Below are 18,652 nucleotides of genomic sequence, written 5' to 3'. Positions count from 1 at the left end.
CAGACGGCAGGCCAGGGCGTACCAGCGGCATGTGCCGAGCAGTCTATCCCGCCCACCGCTGTGATCGGACGGCGTTACCGTGATCGGTGAGCTCGATTGTGGGCGAACGCATTCGATTTACGACGCGGCGGCGAGGCCTGAGGATTGTCCGAATCGGACGAGGAAGTGGAGAGGAGTACCAACCCCTTTCCACTTTCAATTTATAGCGCACCCCGGGGCTTGCGGCAAGGCCCGGGTCGTGCCGCAGAATTACCGGCCGAAGCCAGAACCTGCAGAAATAGGAGTCGCGAGTGCGTGTGTTGTTGTCGACGTATGGGTCGCGTGGGGACGTCGAACCGTTGGTGGGACTCGTGGTGCAGTTGCAGGCACTCGGCGCGGAGGTGCGGGTGTGCGCGCCGCCGGACGAGGACTTCGCCCAGCGGCTGGCCGGGGTCGGTGTGTCGATGGTGCCCGTCGGCCGGTCGGCGCGCGCGCTGACGACTGCGGCGCCGTCGGCGGCGGACCTGCCGCGGCGCGCGGCCGAGTTGATCGCCGGCCAGTTCGACGCGGTCACCGCGGCGGCCGAGGGATGTGACGCGTTGGTGGCGACCGGCGTGATGCCGGCCGCTGCCGGTGCACTGTCGGTGGCCGAGAAGCTGGGCATCCGCTCCGTGTCCGTGACGTTCCAGCAGCTGACCCTGCCGTCGCCGCATCGCCCGCCGCTCGCGTATCCGGGCCGGGCGTTCCCGCCGGATGTGACGGACAACCGGGCGCTGTGGGATCTGGACGCTCAGAGCATCGATGCACTGTTCGGGGAGGCGCTCGACACCAACCGGGCGTCGATCGGCCTGCCCCCGGTGGGCAACGTTCGCGACTACGTCATCGGCGACCGGCCGTGGCTGGCGACGGACCCGACCCTGGATCCGTGGCAGGAGACGCCGGACCTCGACGTCGTACAGACCGGTGCGTGGATCCTGCCCGACGACCGCCCACTCCCGGCCGAGTTGGTGGCGTTCCTGGACGCAGGCACACCACCGGTGTTCGTGGGCTTCGGCAGCATGCCCTTGCACGCGGCGACGGACGCCGCCGAGGTGGCCATCGAGGCGGTCCGCGCGCAGGGCCGCCGCGTACTCGTCGGGCGCGGTTGGGCCGACCTGGCCCTGATCGACGACGTGGACGACTGCTTCGCCGTCGGCGAGGTCAACCAGCAGGCACTGTTCCGGCGCGTGGCCGCTGTCGTGCATCACGGCGGCGCCGGGACTACGACGACGGCCACCCGGGCCGGCGCGCCTCAGGTGGTGGTGCCGCAGGCGGTGGATCAGCCGTACTGGGCCGGCCGGGTGGCCGACTTGGGCATCGGCGCGGCGCACGACGGTCCGGTTCCGGCCGTCGAGTCACTGTCGGCCGCGCTCACGGCGGCCCTGACCCCCGAGACCGGAGCACGCGCGGCCGCCGTGGCGGGCACGATCCGCACCGACGGTGCGGCGGTCGCCGCGACGTTGCTGCTCGACACGATCGCCCGCACCTCAGATCGGAGCTGATGACATGAAAAATCTGACTACCAGCGCGTTCGACCTTCCCGACCACCTCGCACCCAAGGCCGACCCGGCGCTGATCGCCGACGACGAGCTGCACTTCGCGGCCATCGCGGAAAGCCTCGAGCAGTCGATCGCCGACCTCGACCACCGCATCGACACCGAGCGCAAGGCACCCCGCCGGCTGGGCCAGGAGGCGATGGAGCGGGACATGATGGTCCACCGGCTGAACGCCGAGCTGCGTGCCTTGCGCCGCTACGGTTTGGACCTGTGCCTCGGGCACTTCGTCAGTGCAGACAACCCCGAGCCCGTGTACGTGGGACGACTCGGCCTCATGGACCGTGCGGGCAATCAGCTGCTCGTCGACTGGCGCTCCCCCGTGGCCGAGCCGTTCTTCGGTGCGACCCACGGCAATCCGATGGGTCTGGAACGCCGTCGCAGGTACCGCTGGACCCGCGGCCGGGTCAGCGACTACTGGGACGAGGTGTTCACCGCGGACGGGTTCGCAGGCAACGCCGCGCTCGACGACCAGTCCGCGTTCATCGCGAGCCTGGGCAGCAACCGGTCGGCCCGGATGCGGGACGTGCTCGGCACCATCCAGGCCGACCAGGACGCCATCATCCGCGCGGGATCCCGTGGCGCCCTCGTCGTCGACGGCGGGCCGGGTACGGGCAAGACCGTCGTCGCGTTGCACCGCGCCGCGTATCTCCTCTACTCCGACCCCCGACTCCGTCACGGCGTGCTGTTCGTCGGTCCGCACGAGCCCTACCTGGCCTACGTCGCCGATGTCCTGCCCAGCCTCGGAGAGGAGGGCGTGCAGCTCTGCACCCTGCGGGAGCTCGTCGCCGAGGGCGCCACCGCGACGGTCGAGACCGACCCGGATGTGGCCCGCCTGAAGTCTTCCGCGGATCTGGTGAAGGCCATCGACGCGGCGGTCGCGTTCTACGAGGAGCCGCCGACCGAGGGTATGACGGTCGCGACCGAGTGGTCCGACATCTGGCTGAGCGCCGACGACTGGGCCGAGGCGTTCGAAGCGCCGGAACCCGGTACTCCGCACAACGAGGCGCGCGAGCAGATCTGGGAGCTGCTGCTCACGATCCTGATCGACAAGTACGACGGTGACGTTCCGGCCCCCCAGCTTCGGAAGTCGTTGCAGCAGAACGACGAACTACGCACGACCCTCGACAACGCGTGGACCCTGATCGAGGCGGCCGACCTCGTCGCCGACCTGTGGTCGGTGCCCGCCTACCTGCACAAGTGCGCGCCCTGGCTCAGCCCCGACGACGTTCGGAAGCTGCAACGCCCGGACGCCCAGCGCTGGACGGTGTCCGACCTGCCGCTCCTCGACGCAGCACGGCAGCGGCTCGGCGACCCGGAGGAATCACGACGCCGGCGTCGCCACCAGGCCGCCGTCGCCGCCGAACGCGAGCAGAGGTCCAAGGTCATCGACGACCTGATCGCGTCCGATGCCTACGACGACGGTGAAAGTTTGATGACACAACTGCGGCAGAAGGACCTGCAGGAGATGCTGGTCGACGAAGCCGCGCTGTCCGGCACCGACCCCGACCTGCTCGACCGCACGTTCGCACACGTCGTCGTGGACGAAGCGCAGGAACTGACGGACGCCGAGTGGCAGATGTTGTTGCTGCGCTGCCCGTCCCGGAGCTTCACCATCGTCGGCGACCGCGCCCAGGCCAGGCACGGGTTCGCGGAGTCGTGGCAGGAACGGCTCGAGAGGGTCGGGCTCGACCGGATCGAACTGGCCTCTCTGACCGTCAATTACCGGACACCGAAAGAGGTCATGGCGGAAGCCGAGCCGGTCATCCGCGCCGTGCTCCCGGACGCCAACGTGCCGACCTCCATCCGCAGCAACGACATCCCCGTCGCACACGGATCCTTTTCCGATCTGGGCTCGATCCTCGACACCTGGCACGAAACAAACTCCGACGGGATCGCCTGCGTCATCGGCGATTCGACGTTCCGGGCCACGCCCCGCGTCCGTTCGCTGACCCCGGAGCTGTCGAAGGGGCTCGAATTCGACCTGGTCGTCCTCGTCGACCCGGACACCTTCGGCACGGGGATCGAAGGGGCCGTCGACCGCTACGTCGCCATGACCCGGGCGACCCAGCGACTCGTCATCCTCACGAGTACCTGACGTCGGCCGAAGCTCTCGAAGCGCCGCGATCATGGCCCGCTGAAGGAGTCCAAGGCGGCCACCAGCGCGGAGCTGAATCCGCCTCCACCGTGGCCGGCATCGTCAACCACGACGAGTCGACTTTCCGGCCAGGCCCGCGAGAGCTTCCAGGCCGTGTCCAACGGTCCCGAAACATCGAAGCGGCCGTGGACCAGCACTGCCGGGATACCTACCAGACGGCTCATTCCCTCCAGTATCTGGTTCGGGACGAGGAAGCACTCGTGACTCCAGTAATGCGTCACCAACCTGGCGAAAATCATCCGGAACGTTGCGTCCTCGTATCGGGGGCTCGGTCTCCATCCCGGCATCAACGACACGTGGGTGTCCTCCCACGCACACCACCTCCTCGCCGCCTCCTCGCGCACCGCCGCGTCCGGGTCGGCGAGGAGGCACGCATAAGCGGCCGCCAGATCCCCGTCCCGTTCGCCGGCCGGCACGGGAGCGATGAACTCCTCCCACTCCCTGGGGAAGATCCGACCCATGTCACGGGTGATCCAGTCGATCTCGGTTCGGGATCCGGACGTGATCGCTCCGAGCGCCATCGCGAGGACACGCTCGCGATGGCGCTGGGCGTAGACCAAACCCAGGGTCACACCCCAGGACACCCCGGCCACGACCCAACACCTGATCCCCAGATGCTTACGCAGGCGTTCGATGTCCTCCATCAAATGTGCTGTCGTGTTGGTCGATAGGTCGGTGTCGGGGCCGGCGGCAAGCGGGCGGCTGCGCCCGCATCCGCGTTGGTCGAACAGCACCGCGCGAAAAGCATTCGGGTCGAAGAAGCGTCGTGCGCCGGGAGTGCATCCAGATCCCGGCCCTCCGTGCAGATACAGCACCGGCGTCCCCGTGGGATTTCCGGTGGTCTCCCAATACAGGAAATGGCCGTCGGAAACGTCGAGAAACCCGGCTTCGTACGGTTCCACCGCAGGATGGAGAGCGCTACTCACGAACTCAGCTTCGCATCCTGCACGAGGAGACGAACCGCGAATCAGTCGTTCCCGGTCTCGGTGGTAGCCACCGCCGAGAGTCGCCTGCGACGATTGCAGGTGCCCTTCGAGAGGAGACGAACGATGACAGCCTCCGATCCACAGGTCACCACCCGCGAGGAGTGGCTCATCGCGCGGCGCGAGTTACTCGCACAGGAGAAGGAGCTGACCCGCCACCGCGATCGGGTGAACGCCGCTCGGCGCGCGCTACCGATGGTCGAAATTACCAAGGATTACGTTTTCGACGGCCCCGACGGCAGGACCGGACTTGCAGACCTGTTCGACGGCCGCGGCCAACTCCTGATCTACCACTTCATGTTCGAACCCGACGCCGACGAAGGATGCCCCTCCTGCTCGTTCACGATGGACAACGTCGGCAACCTCCGGCACCTCTACGCCCGGGACACCTCGTTCGCGGCCGTGTCACGCGCACCGCTGAACAAACTCGAGCAGTACCGCCGGCGCATGGGCTGGACCTTCCCCTGGTACTCCTCGCACGGCAGCGACTTCAACTACGACTTCCACGTCACCCTCGACGCGTCGGTCGCACCGGTCGAATACAACTACAAGGACGAGGCCGAACTCGTGCAGTCGGACCCCGCGTGGAAAGGCTGGTGCGGCGAAGAGCACGGCGTCAGTGTTTTCCTCCGCCAGGGTGAGCGCATCTTCCACACCTACTCCGGTTACGCGCGCTCCACCGAGATCCTCCTCGGCACCTATCACTGGCTCGACCTCACTGCCCGCGGCCGTCAGGAGGACTGGGAACCGCAACCTCGCCGCGGCGACGACCCCTTCATGAGTTGGCTACGCCGCCACGACGAATACGAACCAGGCGAGACTTCCGGAGAGAAGATCCCCGAGTGACCGCCTACATCAGTTCGAGCCCCGTTGCCTGCAATTCGAGATAGTCCCGCACCAACAGGTGAGAACACGGCGTGGACACCGCGGTCCAGGGCGTGTGCTGGGGTAATTGCAGTGTCAGCGATTCGGGTACCGCCTCGCGACACCTGATGACCGCCCGGAGTCGCGGCGTCAGGGAGTTCCACCACGCATCCAGCACATACCTGCACTGGGAGAGGTATTCGGAGAGTGGCCCTTGGAGAACCGCCATCTGCGGTACCGAATCAACTCCACCACTGATCCCCGCGACGCACGCGTCCCCGCATACGACCATCACCTGCCCGATGAATTGCGGCGGCATGATGCCTTCGGGGTTTCGCAGCAGAGCGAGGCGTGCGCCGGCGGACAGGGCTTCATAAGCCACTTCGGGGTCGATTGCCTCGTCACCCATGCCACGAACGTACCCGGCTGTGGGCGTCTCCTATCGGGAACAGCAATATGTAATCAGCCTGAGCGCCGGCGCGGCCACGTCAGCGTCCGATCACTTTCGCCTCCGGCGCGGCTCGGGTTCGCGTTCGGCTTCCGATCCGCCGAGCAGGTCACCGAGCGTCTCCCCCACGGCCTCGAGCGCGCCCTTGGTCTTGGACTTCGTGCTGCCGCTGCCCTTCACATCGGAAACGAGGTCGGTCAGGCCCTTCGGTTCGCTGCCGATCTCCAGTCGGTTCACCGCCTCGGCGAAGCGCAGGTAGGTATCCACACTGGCGACAACGACGCGGGCGTCGATGGTGAGCAGTTCGATACCGACCAGCGAGACCCGCACGTAGGCGTCGATGACGAGGCCCTTGTCCAAGATGGTGTCGATGACATCGGCGAGGCTGCTGGAACTCGGGCCGCCACCTGCTGTGGTCATCGCTGTGCTCCTCGCTTTCGACTACCGGAGGTTTTCGCCGGGGTGCTCCGCTTGCGGGGCGGTCGCCGCGCCGGTCGTTCCTCGGCCTCCTCTGCCGTCTCGTCGTCGACGTCGTCCGGCGGCGGTGTCTTCTTCGGTCGTTTTTTGCGTCCCAGCGCGCCCACCACACCCACGGTGTCGTCGACGAGCTTGTGCATTCTGCCCGCGGTGTCATCGGCGGCTTCCTCCACCGTGTCCACAGTGTCGTCGCTGACGTCTCCGGCCATGTCCGCGGTGTCCTCGACCAGGTCTTCGGCGGTCTCCAGGACCGCATCGCTGCCGGAGAGCAGCCGATTGTTGAGTGCGTCGACTCGGGCGGTGGCGGCGGTCATGGCCGCCACTTTCACGGCGTCGAGGAGTTGGCCACGCACCGATTCACTGAGCTCGGCGAACTCGGGCGAGGTTTGCAGCAGTTTCGAGGCCCGGTCCACCATCTCCTGGGGTCCGCCGGCGAGGCGGCCGGCACCCGCCGCCGCGAGCAGCAGTCCCAGTTTCTTCCGGTGCCCTCGGCCCAGCCAATAGCCCACGACCACCGCTGCCGCGATTTGCAATCGGGTCATCATCGTCGACTCCCTTCACCCGCATCGGCCGTCATCGGTCGACGCCGAGCGCCCGGAGCCGGCCGCCCGGCGTACCCCCAGATCGGTAAGTCCGGTGCGAACCAACCCCGAACCCGACTACCCGCAACGGATGGCCGTCAATCGGTCAAAAGGCCGCAATGGGGTGGGAAATTCGGTGGGTGTGACCGACGGTGGAAACCGCCCGACCGGTCGCTCCTCGGCGTACCCCGTGCACTCCGCGACGACCCGCTAGGTCGCCGAGCGTGGTCGACAGTCACCCGAATGTCCGATTCACACTTCGAGTTACCGGGTCTGTGCCATCGTGTGCCGCACGCAAGGCTGACGGTTCGTCGACATCGTGAAGACCGACCTCGGACGCGCCGATTCGGAGAGTGTCGAGGCCGAAGGCCGCGACAGGGCCGTGCACGCCGGGCTCGAGGACGGCATCCGGCGCTGCCGCGCGGACGGCACCCCAGGCCAAGAGCGATGCTGTCATCTCATAAGGATCAGGTCCGGCAAGGGCCGTCGTGGCCAATGCCCGACCGGAGTCGTCGCGGGCGACGGCGATGACCAGCGAACGGCCGTCGCTGTCCGGCTCACGGTGCGATCCGGGGAGCCGCTCGGACAGCCAGGTCAGTGCGGCCCGTGCCGGCGCCGACCGCAGGAGGGGTGCAGGGAGCGCGGTGGCCGTCCGTATCGGACGCGTCCATCGCCCCAACCACCCCATGCACACGTCGATATTCTCCAGCTGGGCGAAGACTCCGGCAGGCCCAGATGCTCCGAGCCGGCGACGGTCATCGCCGCACGGTTCACGCCCGCGTAGCTGAAGGTGCGCACACGCTTGCCGACGCGCTCGTCGACCAGGCGGGCGGGAGCCCCGGCGTGCGGGTGGCGATAGGCGAACGCATCATCGGCCGCCGCACCGACCAGGGTCTTCCGCGTGCCCCCCGTGGTCAGGCTGAAGACATCACGCAGGCCGCTTCGGTATCGCAGCGCGTCACCATGTCCTGCACGGGTGAGGAAGTAGCCGATCTCCATCCGGGTGGCCCGATCCCCCGCGCTCGTCAGCGCGAGCGCGCCGGCGAGGTTGCCCGGTACATAGTCGTAGCCGAACGCCGGCACTACGGTCGCTCCGCGGGCTGTCGCGACGGAGTCCAACTCGAAGACACGCCGGACGAAGGTTCCCTCCCCGGTGGAGTCGAAGTAGTGCGCCCCCGCCTGTACCGCCGCGGTCACCGTCGCCAGACCGAGCTGCATGAATGGCCCCACTAGTATGGTTTCGGCCGACCAGGGTCGGCTCCTCACCGCGTGCGAGCAGCTCTAGGAGTACTCGTTGCCCGGTATACCCTGTCGCGCCCAGCAAGACTATTCTGCGTCGTTCCACGGTTTCACGTTTCACTCACTGCCTGTCGACCGCGGACGTCAGTTCTGACTCGCCATCGACTGGTGTCGACGGAAGTACCCGATCCCGACGACATCAGAAGGTGGCCTCGCTATGGGATTGTCCTCCGACCTTGACAACGACCTTGCCTTTTGCGCGTCCCTGCTCGACGTAATCCAGTGCTGCTTTGGTTGATTCGAAGGGAAAGACCTGATCGACGACCGGATGTATGGCGCCGGCATCGATGATGGACGCAAGACGGCGTAATTGTTCTCCACTCGATTTCATGAACAGGAACGAATAGGTCACATCGCGTCGTTTCGCTGCCCGTCTGATTCGAAAGCTCAGCAGGCACATCACCTGTTGCACGATCCAGTTCAATCCGGCTTCTTTCGCGAAGCTGGGATCGGGTGGACCGGAGATGGAGATGATCTGTCCACCGGGTTTGAGAACGCGGAGTGATCTTTTGAGCGTCTCACCGCCGAGGGTGTCGAGGACGAGATCGTAGTCGTGCAGGATCTCCGCGAAATCATCCTTTTTGTAGTCGATGACGACATCCGCACCGAGGAGCTCGACCCAATCGGCATTCCCGGTGCTCGTCGTCGTGGCCACGGTCGCGCCGAGATGCTTGGCCAGTTGAATCGCGAACGTGCCGACACCGCCTGAGCCGGCATGGACCAGAACCTTCTGTCCCGCTTCCAGGTTTGCCCTCTCGATCAGCGCTTGCCACGCGGTCAAACCGACCAGAGGGATCGACGCCGCCTCTTCCATGGTGAGTTCTCGTGGCTTGATCGCCACGTCCTCCTCGTTCACGGAAATGAATTTCGCGAACGTGCCGATCCGATCTTGCCGGGGCCGCGCGTATACCTCGTCGCCGGGCTTGAATCGGCGCACCGCGGCGCCGACTCGAACGACGACACCGGCCAGGTCGTTGCCTAGGACGATCGGTAGACGGTACGGCAGAATAGCTTTGAGCTTTCCCTTCAGGATCTTCAGATCCAAGGGGTTCACACTCGCGGCGTGGATTTGAACCAGGACGTCATCATCTCGCAACTCCGGGTCGGGTACCTCACCCGCCCGCACACCGTCAATGTTCCCGTATCGATCGAGAACGACAGCCTTCATCGTGATTTCCTATCTCTTGTGTTCGTGCGGACCACAGCCGGTTTCGCTAGATGCGCGCCGGGCTGCGCTGATCGTTTTCACTGAGGTGCGGCAACTCTGGAACGAGTTGGTCGTTCCTGCCCAAGGCGGCAACTTCGGTTTCGAGGTCGGGAACTGTCGCGGCGGAGAACCGCCTGGTCCACGGCCACACGACCGGAGAATTCAGCAGCGCCTTGGCCCAGTTGGCGACGGCGACCGCCCGGGGAACGTAGACGCGACTGCGCCGGTATGCGAGCCCGTCGACGATGGCGGAGGCCGCTCGGTCGACACTGGTCGTGACGTTCCCCGGATACGGCAGGCGCCGGCGCATCTGCTGAAAAGAAGGAATGTCGACCTCGGCGCCCCGCACGAGGTCGGTGTCGATCCAGGACGGATGGACAAGACCGACGGTGATCCCGAGGTGGGCCACTTCCGCGCGATAGGCAAGTGCGAGCGACTCGACCCCGGCCTTACTCGCGCCGTAAGAGGCCAGACCGCCAATCGAGGTGAAGGACAGTGCGGATGCCACGATCAGGACGTGGCCCCGGCTGCGTTGCAGATGAGGTGTCGCATGCTTGAGGGTGCGGAATACGCCGTTCAGGTTGATGTCCACGACTCGCTCGAAGGACGCCTCGTCCGCGTGTCGCACCGTTCCGTAGGCGGCCACTCCGGCGTTGGCGACGACCATGTCCACGCCGTTCATGACATCGGCGCACTCGTCGATCGCGGACCGCAATCCCGCGCTGTCGCGCACGTCCGCCTCACACCAGTGCGCCGACGGGCCGAGTTCCTCGGAAAGGGCGCGCAGTCTGTCGGGTTCGAGACCGATCAGGGCGAGCCGAGCACCCTGCGCCGCGGCAAGGCGTGCTACCTGCTCGCCGATGCCGCGCGCGGCTCCGGTGACGATTACTTTGCGGCCCACGAGATCACGTTTCATGCGGCAACTGTAACTTCGTTATATGACGAAGGCAATGCCGCTGCTCCATCAACCTCCAGTCGGGATGAATCCGAGCCCCAGCAACGACTTCGCGCCGGGGCCCCGCGGTCTCGGCTCAGGCGCCCGCCGAGCTGTCCAAAGCGGGCCGGACCGAGTCGTACATGCGCACGGCCCTCTCGTGTGAGACCTCGGCACGTTCGCGCGTGTCGCCGAGGCCGACGGCAAAGTTCACGCCCATCGGCAGCAGCACCTGTCCCACCGCGTCGTCGAACTCGGCGAAGTGCTCGCCCAGCTCGAGAGTGATGTAGCCGTGCACGTAACTCCACAACTGCGCCGCGACCACCTCCGGGGCGTGGGGCTCGACCCTGCCGGAGTTCACCAAGCGCGCACACGCGTCGGTGACGTGTGTGTAGGCATCACGGAAGGCCGGAGAATGTCCACTCAACCGCACGTCCGACTCCAACGGTCGGTAGGTGGCACGAGTGGAGAGTCCGAACATCAGGTCGTAGAGGTGGGGGTTCTCGCGCGCCTGGCGCCGGCACGTCAATGCCAGCACGAACAGATCCACGACCGGATCCTCCGTCACAGGGACCTGGGAAAAGGCCGTGCCGAGTTCGGTGAATCCATGGTCTGCGACCGCGCGGACGAGCTCGGGGATGCCGCCGAAGTGGTGGTAGACGACCATCGTCGACAGTCCGGCCGCGGACGCCACCGTCCGCGCCTTGATCGCGGACGGGCCCTGTTCGGCCAGCAGGCCGACCGTGGCTCGAATCAGCCGCTCCGGCACACCCTCGGGTGTGGTCGGCGACGTCTCTCCCATATCTCCACCTGACTTCGCATTTTCCGCCCGGTGGGCACCGAAGTACCGAGTGACCCTTGCCACCACCGCATAACATGGTTATAGTACGTCATAACGAAGTTACAGGTTGATGGCCGCTCCCACGGGTGCTCGCCGCACGTCCTTCCCCTTCCTCCCATGTACGGATGTGAATCTCATGACACACGAAGACAAAGGCCATCTCGAGGTCGAGGACCGCGGGGACGTGCTGATCGTCCGCGTCGACGGCGGCCCGCACAGCCTGTTCGGCCTCGACATAGCCAACCAGCTCGAGGAGTTGGTGGACCGCGTCGACCGCGACGCGCACGTCCGTGCGGTCGTGTTCACCGGGACACGCCCCGGCCGGTTCGTCAGCCATGCGGATGTGCGGTGGCTGCAGGAAGAGGGTGCAGCGGTCCCGCCGCTGGGCCGTCGCGGTGCCTCCGCGATCGCGCGGGTGGCCAGAGGCGCTGATCGCGCCCGCGCCCTCGAGCCCGTGGTGCGCAGGACCCCGCTGTGGGGAGCGGTCCAGCTCGACCGGCTGCACGCGACGTTTCTGAAGATGAACGCCAGTGGCGTCATTTTCGTTGCCGCCCTGAATGGTTCAGCCCTCGGCCTCGGCGCGGAATTCGCCTGGGCGTGCGACCTGCGGGTCATGGCCGACGGTGACTTCTTCATCGGCCAGCCCGAGGTACTGCTGGGAATCAATCCGGGTGGTGGCGGTACCCAGCGCCTGACCCGACTGATCGGCACCCACCGCTCCCTGGTCGCCATCCTCGAAGGCAGGCCGTTCACTCCCGCGCAGGCCCTCGCCAACGGAGCCGTCGACGAGGTCGTCGCCCCCGACGACGTGATCACGCGGGCGACCGAACTCGCCGAGTACTTCGGTGCCCGCCCGAGGGAGGCGGTCGCGGCGGTCAAAAGATCCGTGTATTTCGGCGGATCGATGTCGCTGACGGAGGGTTTGCACGTCGAACGCACCGAATTCCTCGGCACCGACCAATCCGAGGACGGCCAGCAGCTGATGCTCGACTACCTCGCAACCACCGACGCCACCGGTGAGCTGCCCCTCTACAACCCGGACATCTACAAGCAGGCCCTCGAATCGGGCCGCGTGCCCGGCGGCTCGACGAACGGACGATGAGACCCGCCATGGCCACCAAGAAACCTTTCACCCGCCACGACGTCCTCTTCTCCTCCGGCGACAGCTCCTGCGCCGCGTGGCTGTATCTGCCCACCGGCGTCACCTCACCGCCCGTCGTCATCCTCGGACACGGCCTCGGTGCCACCCGCGACATGCGCTTGGACGCCTTCGCCGAACGTTTCGCCAAGGCCGGCATCGCCGCCTTCGCGTTCACCTATCGGCACTTCGGTGACAGCGGCGGTAGGCCGCGCCAGCTGCTGTCGATCACAAAGCAGCTCGCCGACTGGGATGCCGCCATCTCCTGGGTGAAGGCTCGTGGCGGTCTCGACAGCACACGCATCGCGGTCTGGGGCAGTTCCTTCGGCGGTGGCCACGCCATCACCGTCGCGTCACGGCATCCGGAACTGCGGGCGGCGGTCGCGCAGTGCCCGTTCACCGACGGGTTGGCCTCCGCGCTCGCGCTGGGCCCGGCCGCCTCAGTGAAGGCCTCCCCCGTGGTCGCCCGGGATCTGATGGCCAAGGTTGGTCGGCGCGCGCCGGTCATGATTCCGCTCGCCGGGCCCCCCGGTTCACTGGCACTGATGAACGCCCCGGACGCACTGCCCGGCTACCAGGCGATCGTGCCGGCAGGGACGACGTTCCGGAACGAGGTTGCGGCACGGGTGATTCCCAGTCTCGTCACCTACCGGCCCGGGCGGGCAGCGAAGAAGATCGCCTTTCCGATCCTGTTCTGCATCAGCAACACCGACACCGTCACCCCACCCGCCCAGACCCTCCGATACGCGCGGACAGCACCACGAGGCGAGATCAAGACCTACGACGCCGGCCACTTCGACTTCTACCTCGGCGAACCCTTCGAGGCCTTGGTCCGTGACCAGATCGACTTCCTCACCCGCCAACTCGACTCGGCACCGGTCACACCGTCACCGGGCCGGGCCGCACCACACCGAAGGTGAACACGACCACGATGAACTTCGCATCGCTGCCCGACCGCCGCGCCGATCTCGACCCGCACGCACCCGCGGTCTCCGACGCCACCGGATCGCTCACCAACGCTCAGTTCCTCGACCGAGTTCGCGCGGCCACCCGCCACCTCCACGACCGGGGAATCGGGCCCGGAGACGTCGTGGCCCTGAAGCTGACCAATCGCACCGAGTTCGTGGTGCTGCTGTTCGCGACCTGGCGGCTCGGCGCCACCATCACCCCGGTCAACCCGACCCTGACCGACGTCGAGGTCGCTCGGCAGCTCGCCGACTCCGCCGCACGGCTGCTCGTCGTCGAGGACGGCACGACCCTATTGGGTGGCGTTGCCACTCTCGCCGTCGACCAGCTGTTCCAGGAGGCGACCGAGTCCGATCACACACCACCTGCGGACTCGTCCGCACTCGCCCTGCTGATTTACACCAGCGGCACGACCGGGGTGCCGAAGGGCGTGATGCTCGACCACACCAACATCGACGCCATGGCCGAGATGGGTGCGCAGGCGCTGCAGTTGGGTCCGGCGGACCGATGCCTGCTGATCCTGCCGCTTTTCCACGTCAACGGCATCGTCGTCAGCGTCCTCACCCCGCTACTCGCCGGCGCGAGCGTCGTCATCGCCGGCCGATTCGATCCCCGAACCTTCTTCGACCTCGTCGAATCCGAACGCCCCACCTACTTCAGCGCGGTGCCGACGATCTACAGCATCCTGGCGGCGCTTCCGGCCGATGTTCGGCCCGACACGTCCTCACTGCGGTTCGGCATCTGCGGTGCCGCACCCGCCTCAGCGGAGTTGCTGACCCGGTTCGAGGACCGGTACGGGTTTGCCCTCCTCGAGGGCTACGGGCTGTCCGAAGGGACCTGCGCCTCCACCCTCAACCCTCTCACCGGACCCCGGCGCGCCGGAACGGTAGGGATCGCTTTCCTCGGTCAGGAGATGCGCATCGTCGACGAGAACGGCGTCGAACTGGGCCCCGGGGTGGACGGCGAGGTCGTCGTGCGCGGCCCCAATGTGATGCGCGGCTACCTCGGCCGTCCGGAGGACACCGCACAGACCGTCATCGACGGATGGCTGTACACAGGCGATGTCGGCCACCTCGATCCGGAGGGCTACCTGACCCTGGTGGGGCGCTCGAAAGACATGATCATCCGCGGCGGGGAGAACATCTATCCCAAGGAAATCGAGGACGTCCTCGCCGGCGACCCATCCGTGCTCGAGGCCGCCGTGATCGGCGTTCCCGACACCATCTGGGGTGAGGTCGTCGTCGCCTATGTCCAGCCGACACCCGATTCGACCGTCGATCCCGCTGCGTTGCAAGCGCTCTGCGCGCGCAAACTCAGCCGCTACAAGCGCCCCACCGCGCTCGTCGTGGTGGACACCATCGCCAAGAACGCGGTCGGCAAAATCGACAAGGTTGCACTGCGGGCCGCCCACACAGCGCTCTCTGCAACGTCGTGACCAACGAATCCGTCTGAAAGGAAACCTCTATGACGTCCCTCCACGACCCGTTACCACTGCCTTGCGGCCAGGTGCTTCCGAACCGCATCATGAAGTCCGCGTTGAGCGAAGCGCTCGGTGACAAGCGGAACTCACCCGACGGCCGCCTCGAACAGCTCTACACCACCTGGAGTCGAGGCGGGTACGGTCTACTCGTCACCGGCAACGTCATGATCGACCGCACCCAGCTCGGTGAGCCGGGCAATATCGTCATCGAGGACGAACGCGACCTCGACGCACTGACAAGCTGGGCCAAGACCACCAAGGACGCCGGCGTACCGATCTGGGTGCAACTCAACCATCCGGGACGCCAGTCGAACCCGCTGGCGCTCGGGCACACTCCCGTCGCCCCCAGCGCGGTCCCGCTCGATATTCCCGGCGCGGTAACCCCGCGTGAGCTGACTCCCGGCGAGATCGAGGACATCATCGAACGTTTCGCCGCCGCCGCTCTCGTTTGCGAGACAGCGGGTTTCGACGGCGTGCAAATTCACGGTGCACACGGCTACCTCGTCGCCCAGTTCCTCTCACCGCTGGCGAACCGGCGCGACGACGACTGGGGCGGTGACCCGGAGCGGCGGATGCGGTTCGTCCTCGAGGTCGTGCGCCGCATCCGCGCGAGGGTGTCGCCCGGCTTCGCGGTCGGCATCAAACTCAACTCGGCCGACTTCCAACGCGGCGGATTCACCGAGGACGAGTCGCGCGGCGTGGTCGCGGCACTGGCGCAGGAAGGCCTCGACCTGATCGAGGTCAGCGGCGGAAGCTACGAGTCCCCCGCCATGATGGGCACCGCCGCGGCCAGTACACGCGCCCGCGAGGCGTATTTCCTCGAGTACGCGCGCACGGTCCGCGCGCTGGCAGGAAATGTCCCGCTGGCGGTCACCGGCGGTTTCCGCTCCCGCACCGCCATGGATCAGGCGATCGGGGCCGGCGAATGCGATGTCGTCGGTATCGGCCGACCCACCGCAACGACGACCGACGCAGCCGACGTGATTCTCACCGGGCGAACCGACACTCTCACCACACACCAACTGCGATCCGGGATGCGAGGCGTCTTCGGCAAGGTGGTCGACCTGAAAACACTCGACGGGGTACTCGACCTCGGCTGGCACACCGACCAGCTGCACCGCATAAGCGCCGGTCTCGAACCCGACCTGAATCGGGGGCGCCTCGCCACCACGGTGGCACTGCTGCGCCGCAACGGCCGGGGGTCCTTCGGACGCAAACGCGGCGGCTAGCACAGACTCCGGACGGGTCGGAGGCTCAACGTTCGATGATTCGTCCGCGGTCCTGCATGTTCACGATCGCGGCTGCGGTGGCCGCGATCGTCCGGTCGCCGTCGTGGGTCAGCCCGTCGAGTACCCGCCGGGCCGCGGTGCCGGGAATCTCGGCAAGGGCCTGCGTTATCCGCAACCGCGTGGGCGCGTCCTCGGCGCCACCGAGCGTGTCCTGCAGGGCCTGGACGATGTCGTCGGCCGAGGGTGAGACCGTCGTCAGCAGGCCCAGCACTTCGGCGGCCTCCACATCGCGCCGCCCCTCGACGACCATCTCGATCAGGGCGGGTATCGAGTCGACGCTTCCGCGGGTGCCGAGAGCGAGGGCCGCGTACCCGCGGACCGTGGCGTCCGAATCATCGAGGGCTCGTCTCAGATGAACCGCCGCCTCCGCGGTGTGGATTGCCGCTATCGCGGTAGTGACGCGACGCCGGACATCGACCTCCTCCGCGTCGAGACCGTCGGCCAGATCCGCGAGTCCCGGGCCGGCGGCCCGCGCCAACGACCACTGCAGCGCTCCGGCCACATTGGTGTCGTCCTCCGACAGGATGGCCTCGACCAGCGCTTCGACGGGCAGCGACGCAGTCCCGTCCTGAGACAGGATCGCTTGCTGACGGCGGGCAGCGGACTCCGATTCGAGCGCACGCAACAGACTGACGACGCGCAGGACGTCGTCCCACTCCGCAGGCGAGGCGGCGTCGACGCGTTCGAGCTTGCCGAGCAGTTCCTGCTCGGCAGCGATCCGCCGGCGCGTGTGCCGGATGAGGTCTCCCACCAGATCGGCCGGTGCGAAATCGGGCTCGTCCAGTGCCCGCTTGGCCTCGTTCAACGACAGCCCCAAGGTCCTCAGGCTCTCGACGTGGAAGAGGCGTCGGATGTCGTCGGCGGAGTACTCGCGGTAGCCGCCGGACGTGCGGCCCGTGGGCTTCACCAGTCCCAGCCCGTCGTAGTGGCGCAACATCCGCGTGCTGACACCACAACGCCGGGAGACCTCACCGATCAACATTCCATCGCCTCCTGCTACGCGTCCGGACCGGTGACCGCGACGCGTTTCGCCGTCTCGACCGAGAGGGTGAACCCGCTGTCGGGGTCGTGACAGAGCCGCTTCGTCGCCTCCGCATGCGCTCGAATACGCGGATCGGGATTCGTCCCGGCCGCGTCGAGGACCGGGAGGACAGCGTCCCCGAGTCCCACCAGAGCACGGCTCAGACTGAGCTGCATGTGCTGGTCGCCCCGTCCGAGTTCGGTCGTCAGATCGGCCGCGAGGGCAGCCTCGTCGCCGGGCGGCACGAGTGCCACGGCGGCCCGCCACGCGCTGCGCGCGACCTCGTCGTGCTCGTCGTGCAGCAGTGCCGACACGGCGGGCCAGGCGAGCCGGTCCCCGATCTTGGACAGGGTGTGCAGCGACTGACTGCGGGCCTGCGCGGTGTCCGACCCGAGCTCCCGGACCAGTCTCGGCACCGTGAGCTCGGTCGGGAAGCGGCACAATGCCCAGGTCAGCATGTCCCGGACGAAGAAGTCCGGTTCGACGGCGCACCGATCGACGAGAGTGTCCGTGAGATGCGGATCGGGGCGTGTGCCTGCGGAGAGCGCCGCCCGCAGCCGACCCGACGGGTCGGCTGCGGACAGTGCGTCGACGAGGTGGGCATTCGACCCACCGTGGTTGGTTGTGTTCACGACAACCACCTCCTTCGCCGACCATTCGAGTCCTTGTCACTGTGTCAAAGTCAAGGGCTCGTTGTCAGGAGGCTGTCGTCTGCCGGTCAGCTCGTCATACTGGCGAACATGCCGGGCTCGTACGAACCCGCCGGATTGCGCACGATCACGTTGATCCGGTTGGCGGCGTTGATCAGGGCGACCAGCGAGACCAGCGCGGCGATCTGGTCGTCGTCGTAGTGCTTGCGCACCTGGGCCCAGGTCTCGTCGGACACGCCGTGGTGGGCGTCGGCGAGCCGAGTGCCTTCCTCGCTGAGCGCCAGCGCGGCCCGCTCTGCCTCGGTGAACACGGTGGCCTCGCGCCAGGCCGCGACGAGGTTGAGCCGGACCGGGGTCTCGCCGGCAGCTGTGGCGTCTTTGGTGTGCATGTCGGTGCAGAAGCCGCAGCCGTTGATCTGACTGGCCCGGATCTTGACCAGTTCCTGAGTGGCCTTCGGCAGTGGCGATTGGTCGATCACCAGGGACGCGTTGGCGAACCTCTTGCCGAACTTCAGGGCGATCTCGTTGTCGAACAGGTTGAATCGGGCGTCCATGACTTCGTCCTCACTCGTGGTGTCGTGTACTGCTCGGAACGAACATGAGATGCCGGCGACCCGATCCTTGTGACAAATCGTTCACGCCGCTGCCTCGAAGTCACGTAATTTGGCAGCGGGCAACACGGGTCGGCTGCCGTCTGGTGTCACAAAACGGCGGGGTCCGGTGTCTGGTGTGTGACACAGTCGAG

18 protein-coding genes are annotated in these 18,652 nt (G+C 66.9%); 7 read left to right on the top strand and 11 right to left on the bottom strand.

All coding sequences use genetic code 11. The features are described from left to right. The first annotated feature begins 290 nt into the window (after positions 1-290). Together ACLIVD_RS36295 and helR are read left to right on the top strand one after the other, a co-directional pair. Positions 291-1,520, top strand: a complete 1,230-nt coding sequence (locus tag ACLIVD_RS36295; RefSeq protein WP_283352266.1) for a glycosyltransferase — start codon at positions 291-293, stop codon at positions 1,518-1,520. A gap of 4 nt (positions 1,521-1,524) precedes the next feature. Then, entirely contained in the window at positions 1,525-3,669 is a 2,145-nt protein-coding gene (helR, locus tag ACLIVD_RS36290; protein ID WP_491931649.1) for an RNA polymerase recycling motor ATPase HelR, read from the top strand. 29 nt (positions 3,670-3,698) lie between these two features. Here the strand turns inward: helR and pip are convergent, their stop codons facing one another. After that, a complete protein-coding gene (gene pip, locus ACLIVD_RS36285) occupies positions 3,699-4,655 on the bottom strand; it encodes a prolyl aminopeptidase (RefSeq protein WP_491931648.1) in 957 nt (318 codons plus the stop codon). Between the two features lie 123 nt (positions 4,656-4,778). Between pip and ACLIVD_RS36280 the strand changes: the two genes are divergently transcribed. Beyond that, a complete protein-coding gene (locus tag ACLIVD_RS36280; protein WP_283352263.1) occupies positions 4,779-5,558 on the top strand; it encodes a DUF899 domain-containing protein in 780 nt (259 codons plus the stop codon). A 4-nt stretch (positions 5,559-5,562) separates the two neighbouring features. Here the strand turns inward: ACLIVD_RS36280 and ACLIVD_RS36275 are convergent, their stop codons facing one another. The 7 genes from ACLIVD_RS36275 to ACLIVD_RS36245 form a co-directional block, all read right to left on the bottom strand. Next, complete coding sequence (locus tag ACLIVD_RS36275) at positions 5,563-5,985, bottom strand: hypothetical protein (protein WP_491931647.1); 423 nt, start codon at positions 5,983-5,985, stop codon at positions 5,563-5,565. Between the two features lie 90 nt (positions 5,986-6,075). Beyond that, positions 6,076-6,444, bottom strand: coding sequence for a gas vesicle protein GvpJ (gene gvpJ, locus ACLIVD_RS36270; RefSeq protein ID WP_005575060.1), 369 nt, complete (start codon positions 6,442-6,444; stop codon positions 6,076-6,078). Beyond that, positions 6,441-7,043, bottom strand: coding sequence for a hypothetical protein (locus tag ACLIVD_RS36265; RefSeq protein WP_283334615.1), 603 nt, complete (start codon positions 7,041-7,043; stop codon positions 6,441-6,443). The genes gvpJ and ACLIVD_RS36265 overlap by 4 nt, the downstream gene beginning before the upstream one ends. A gap of 633 nt (positions 7,044-7,676) precedes the next feature. Beyond that, entirely contained in the window at positions 7,677-8,300 is a 624-nt protein-coding gene (locus tag ACLIVD_RS36260) for a saccharopine dehydrogenase family protein (protein WP_283334614.1), read from the bottom strand. A gap of 220 nt (positions 8,301-8,520) precedes the next feature. Continuing rightward, entirely contained in the window at positions 8,521-9,549 is a 1,029-nt protein-coding gene (locus ACLIVD_RS36255) for an NADP-dependent oxidoreductase (protein ID WP_491931646.1), read from the bottom strand. 46 nt (positions 9,550-9,595) lie between these two features. Further along, positions 9,596-10,504: an SDR family oxidoreductase gene (locus tag ACLIVD_RS36250; RefSeq protein ID WP_418338885.1), complete on the bottom strand. Its 909-nt coding sequence runs from the start codon at positions 10,502-10,504 to the stop codon at positions 9,596-9,598. Between the two features lie 115 nt (positions 10,505-10,619). After that, positions 10,620-11,324 (bottom strand): TetR/AcrR family transcriptional regulator, encoded by a 705-nt coding sequence (locus tag ACLIVD_RS36245; RefSeq protein WP_120661608.1) that lies wholly within the window; start codon positions 11,322-11,324, stop codon positions 10,620-10,622. Between the two features lie 175 nt (positions 11,325-11,499). Between ACLIVD_RS36245 and ACLIVD_RS36240 the strand changes: the two genes are divergently transcribed. From ACLIVD_RS36240 to ACLIVD_RS36225, 4 genes are read left to right on the top strand one after another with little or no spacing between them, the layout of a single operon-like run. Then, entirely contained in the window at positions 11,500-12,465 is a 966-nt protein-coding gene (locus tag ACLIVD_RS36240; protein WP_491931645.1) for an enoyl-CoA hydratase/isomerase family protein, read from the top strand. A gap of 8 nt (positions 12,466-12,473) precedes the next feature. Next, positions 12,474-13,421 (top strand): alpha/beta hydrolase, encoded by a 948-nt coding sequence (locus ACLIVD_RS36235; RefSeq protein ID WP_491931644.1) that lies wholly within the window; start codon positions 12,474-12,476, stop codon positions 13,419-13,421. Positions 13,422-13,432: 11 nt separating this feature from the next. After that, a complete protein-coding gene (locus tag ACLIVD_RS36230) occupies positions 13,433-14,902 on the top strand; it encodes a class I adenylate-forming enzyme family protein (protein WP_491931643.1) in 1,470 nt (489 codons plus the stop codon). 29 nt (positions 14,903-14,931) lie between these two features. Then, positions 14,932-16,176, top strand: coding sequence for an NADH:flavin oxidoreductase/NADH oxidase family protein (locus ACLIVD_RS36225; protein WP_491931642.1), 1,245 nt, complete (start codon positions 14,932-14,934; stop codon positions 16,174-16,176). Between the two features lie 25 nt (positions 16,177-16,201). On the opposite strand, the gene ACLIVD_RS36220 is transcribed toward ACLIVD_RS36225, so the two are convergent. From ACLIVD_RS36220 to ACLIVD_RS36210, 3 genes are all read right to left on the bottom strand, one after another. Then, complete coding sequence (locus ACLIVD_RS36220) at positions 16,202-17,218, bottom strand: MerR family transcriptional regulator (RefSeq protein WP_477950622.1); 1,017 nt, start codon at positions 17,216-17,218, stop codon at positions 16,202-16,204. Positions 17,219-17,232: 14 nt separating this feature from the next. Further along, positions 17,233-17,898, bottom strand: coding sequence for a HEAT repeat domain-containing protein (locus tag ACLIVD_RS36215; protein ID WP_280779264.1), 666 nt, complete (start codon positions 17,896-17,898; stop codon positions 17,233-17,235). Between the two features lie 77 nt (positions 17,899-17,975). Next, positions 17,976-18,461 (bottom strand): carboxymuconolactone decarboxylase family protein, encoded by a 486-nt coding sequence (locus tag ACLIVD_RS36210; protein ID WP_105418064.1) that lies wholly within the window; start codon positions 18,459-18,461, stop codon positions 17,976-17,978. Positions 18,462-18,652 lie beyond the last annotated feature (191 nt).

Source organism: Rhodococcus sp. G6(2025), assembly GCF_058628105.1.
Note: the sequence above shows the minus strand (reverse complement) of the source record. Positions and strands in the feature narration are given on the sequence as shown.

Excerpts from the sequence above, each read along its gene's own strand:
- ACLIVD_RS36265 (WP_283334615.1), bottom strand. The coding sequence starts at position 7,043 with ATGACCCGATTGCAAATCGCGGCAGCGGTGGTCGTGGGCTATTGGCTG.
- ACLIVD_RS36260 (WP_283334614.1), bottom strand. The coding sequence starts at position 8,300 with ATGCAGCTCGGTCTGGCGACGGTGACCGCGGCGGTACAGGCGGGGGCG.
- ACLIVD_RS36235 (WP_491931644.1), top strand. The coding sequence starts at position 12,474 with ATGGCCACCAAGAAACCTTTCACCCGCCACGACGTCCTCTTCTCCTCC.
- gvpJ (WP_005575060.1), bottom strand. The coding sequence starts at position 6,444 with ATGACCACAGCAGGTGGCGGCCCGAGTTCCAGCAGCCTCGCCGATGTC.
- ACLIVD_RS36230 (WP_491931643.1), top strand. The coding sequence starts at position 13,433 with ATGAACTTCGCATCGCTGCCCGACCGCCGCGCCGATCTCGACCCGCAC.
- ACLIVD_RS36250 (WP_418338885.1), bottom strand. The coding sequence starts at position 10,504 with ATGAAACGTGATCTCGTGGGCCGCAAAGTAATCGTCACCGGAGCCGCG.
- ACLIVD_RS36210 (WP_105418064.1), bottom strand. The coding sequence starts at position 18,461 with ATGGACGCCCGATTCAACCTGTTCGACAACGAGATCGCCCTGAAGTTC.
- ACLIVD_RS36280 (WP_283352263.1), top strand. The coding sequence starts at position 4,779 with ATGACAGCCTCCGATCCACAGGTCACCACCCGCGAGGAGTGGCTCATC.
- ACLIVD_RS36275 (WP_491931647.1), bottom strand. The coding sequence starts at position 5,985 with ATGGGTGACGAGGCAATCGACCCCGAAGTGGCTTATGAAGCCCTGTCC.
- ACLIVD_RS36225 (WP_491931642.1), top strand. The coding sequence starts at position 14,932 with ATGACGTCCCTCCACGACCCGTTACCACTGCCTTGCGGCCAGGTGCTT.
- helR (WP_491931649.1), top strand. The coding sequence starts at position 1,525 with ATGAAAAATCTGACTACCAGCGCGTTCGACCTTCCCGACCACCTCGCA.
- ACLIVD_RS36245 (WP_120661608.1), bottom strand. The coding sequence starts at position 11,324 with ATGGGAGAGACGTCGCCGACCACACCCGAGGGTGTGCCGGAGCGGCTG.
- ACLIVD_RS36240 (WP_491931645.1), top strand. The coding sequence starts at position 11,500 with ATGACACACGAAGACAAAGGCCATCTCGAGGTCGAGGACCGCGGGGAC.
- ACLIVD_RS36220 (WP_477950622.1), bottom strand. The coding sequence starts at position 17,218 with ATGTTGATCGGTGAGGTCTCCCGGCGTTGTGGTGTCAGCACGCGGATG.
- ACLIVD_RS36255 (WP_491931646.1), bottom strand. The coding sequence starts at position 9,549 with ATGAAGGCTGTCGTTCTCGATCGATACGGGAACATTGACGGTGTGCGG.